4 protein-coding genes are annotated in these 2,155 nt (G+C 64.5%); 3 read left to right on the forward strand and 1 reads right to left on the reverse strand.

The window, feature by feature from the left end:
* On the reverse strand, positions 1 to 285 hold a 285-nt coding region (locus tag MOPEL_RS16355; protein WP_174270576.1), incomplete at its 3' end, for a helix-turn-helix transcriptional regulator.
* 57 nt (positions 286 to 342) lie between these two features.
* Between MOPEL_RS16355 and MOPEL_RS01505 the strand changes: the two genes are divergently transcribed.
* The 3 genes from MOPEL_RS01505 to MOPEL_RS01515 form a co-directional block, all read left to right on the forward strand.
* Positions 343 to 717, forward strand: a complete 375-nt coding sequence (locus MOPEL_RS01505; RefSeq protein WP_009481079.1) for a DUF6841 family protein — start codon at positions 343 to 345, stop codon at positions 715 to 717.
* 21 nt (positions 718 to 738) lie between these two features.
* Positions 739 to 1,104 (forward strand): DUF5655 domain-containing protein, encoded by a 366-nt coding sequence (locus tag MOPEL_RS01510; protein ID WP_009481080.1) that lies wholly within the window; start codon positions 739 to 741, stop codon positions 1,102 to 1,104.
* Positions 1,105 to 1,172: 68 nt separating this feature from the next.
* Positions 1,173 to 2,155 (forward strand): IS481 family transposase (locus MOPEL_RS01515; protein WP_009481081.1); only part of this gene is annotated, 983 nt, incomplete at its 3' end.

Raw genomic sequence — 2,155 nt, forward strand, 5'->3', positions numbered from 1 at the left:
TTCAGCAAAGTCCAGTTGAACCGGTGCTGGCTCGGTGGTGGCTTCGAGTAGTGCGCCACCGGCGCGTCCTGGGGTGACGCTGATCGGGACACCGGAGTGGCGTAGCCGCTGGATGTCGCGCGCGATGGTCCGTGGGGTGACGCCCACTTCGTCAGCGAGCTCCTGGAAAGTGCGACGGGGGCCCTTACGAGACAGGATCGTTATGAGGTGCTGCTGTCGCTCGACCCGTCGGAGCGTCAAGTGGGCGTCCCGTGAGGCGGCCGCTGCTGTGGTCATCACCTGCATAACGCAAATCCTAACCATGACACAGGCGTGTCCTGATTGGTGGTTAGTGTCAGAGGCATGACTGAACACTTCAACGCAGAGCAGGTGGCGGGAGCCTTCTTCGCCACCTACGCAGAAGCACTGTTGCGGCGAGACGCGGACGCCATCGCGGAGCACTACGCGACCCCCGCCCTGATCGAGTTCCCCCAAGCCGCGATCCCCGTCAGCGAGCGGGCTCAGACACGCGACTTCTTCGAGACGGCCTTTGTCCAGTATCGAGACGTCACCCAAACAGACCACACCATCAAAGTGGCCGCCTGCGGCCCCCACAGCATCTGGGCCGACGTGAGCTGGAATCACCACGGAGGAGCACCCGACGAGCGCCTCATGTACCAGCTGACTCACCACGAGGGAACCTGGCGGATCGCCGTGCTCACGCCCCTGTCCAACTGAACTACGAGTAGAGAACGTTCGATGACCGATCGCACGAACAAGATGATCAGTGACTTCACCGCGAAGCCCCAGACTCAATCCCACTACGAATCAATCGACGCCTTCGTCCAGGGACTCGGCGCTGTCAGCAAGACCGCCAAGGCCCAGGTCAGCTATGCCGTGAACCGCAAGTTCCTCTGGCTGTGGGCTTACGAGAAGACGGCGGACGGGACTCTGTATCTGAACATGACCCTCGATCACCCAGAACACCACACCGGAGTGCACAACCTGACTCAGGTCAGCCCCAATCGGTGGAACCACCATGTCGAGGTGAAATCAGCCCGAACCGCGCAGAGCGAATGGCTGCGGGCGCTCATCGCCACCGGTTTCGAGTTTGCGGCGCAATAACGCCTCTGAATCCATCACTGGGCCAGCACTCCACAAGTGCTGGCCCGTCTTCATTTCCAAGGACACCTATGTCACACGCCAATGCGGCACTCACTCCCCGGCATCGCCTGATCGTCGGCCAGCTCGTGGTCGACCAAGGCTGGCCGGTCAGCGAGGTCGCCGCTCGTTTCCAGGTCTCCTGGCCCACCGTGAAGCGCTGGGCCGACCGCTACCGCGCCGGCCAGTCCATGCAGGACCGCTCCTCACGCCCCCACCACTCGCCGAACAAGACCAACCAGGCCGCCACTCGGCGCTGCATCCAGCTCCGCCTGCGTCTGCGCGAAGGGCCAGTCCAGTTGGCCTGCCGGCTGGGGATCGCTCCGTCGACGGTTCACCGGATCTTGGTCGACGCGCACCTGAACCGGCTCTCCCATGTCGACCGCGCCACCGGGGAGCCCGTCCGTCGCTACGAGCACGACCATCCCGGGGCGATGCTTCACGTCGACGTGAAGAAGCTCGGCAACATCCCCGACGGCGGAGGCTGGCGCTACGTCGGCCGACAACAAGGCGGCCGCAACCGCGCCGCCACACCCGGCAAGCCGCGCAACAAGTGTCGGGACCCGCTCATGGGCAAGGCCTACGTCCACACCGTCATCGACGACCACTCCCGCGTCGCCTACGCCGAGATCCACGACGACGAAACCGGCCTCACCGCCACCGCCGTCCTGGTCCGGGCAGTCGAGTGGTTCAACCAGCGGGGTGTCACTGTCGAGCGGGTCCTGTCAGACAACGGCAGCGCCTACCGCTCACACCTGTGGCGAGACACCTGCGCCGAGCTCGGTATCCGGCACAAGCGCACGCGGCCGTATCGTCCGCAGACCAACGGGAAGATCGAGCGCTTCCACCGCACCCTGGCCGACGGCTGGGCCTACGCCCGCTGCTACACCTCCGAGACCGAACGCCGCGGAGCGCTCGACGGATGGCTGCACTACTACAACCACCACAGACCCCACACCGCCTGCGGCAACCAACCGCCCTTCTCACGATTGACCAACGTCTCCGGTCAGTACAT

The organism is Mobilicoccus pelagius NBRC 104925, from assembly GCF_000247995.1.
Classification (GTDB): domain Bacteria; phylum Actinomycetota; class Actinomycetes; order Actinomycetales; family Dermatophilaceae; genus Mobilicoccus; species Mobilicoccus pelagius.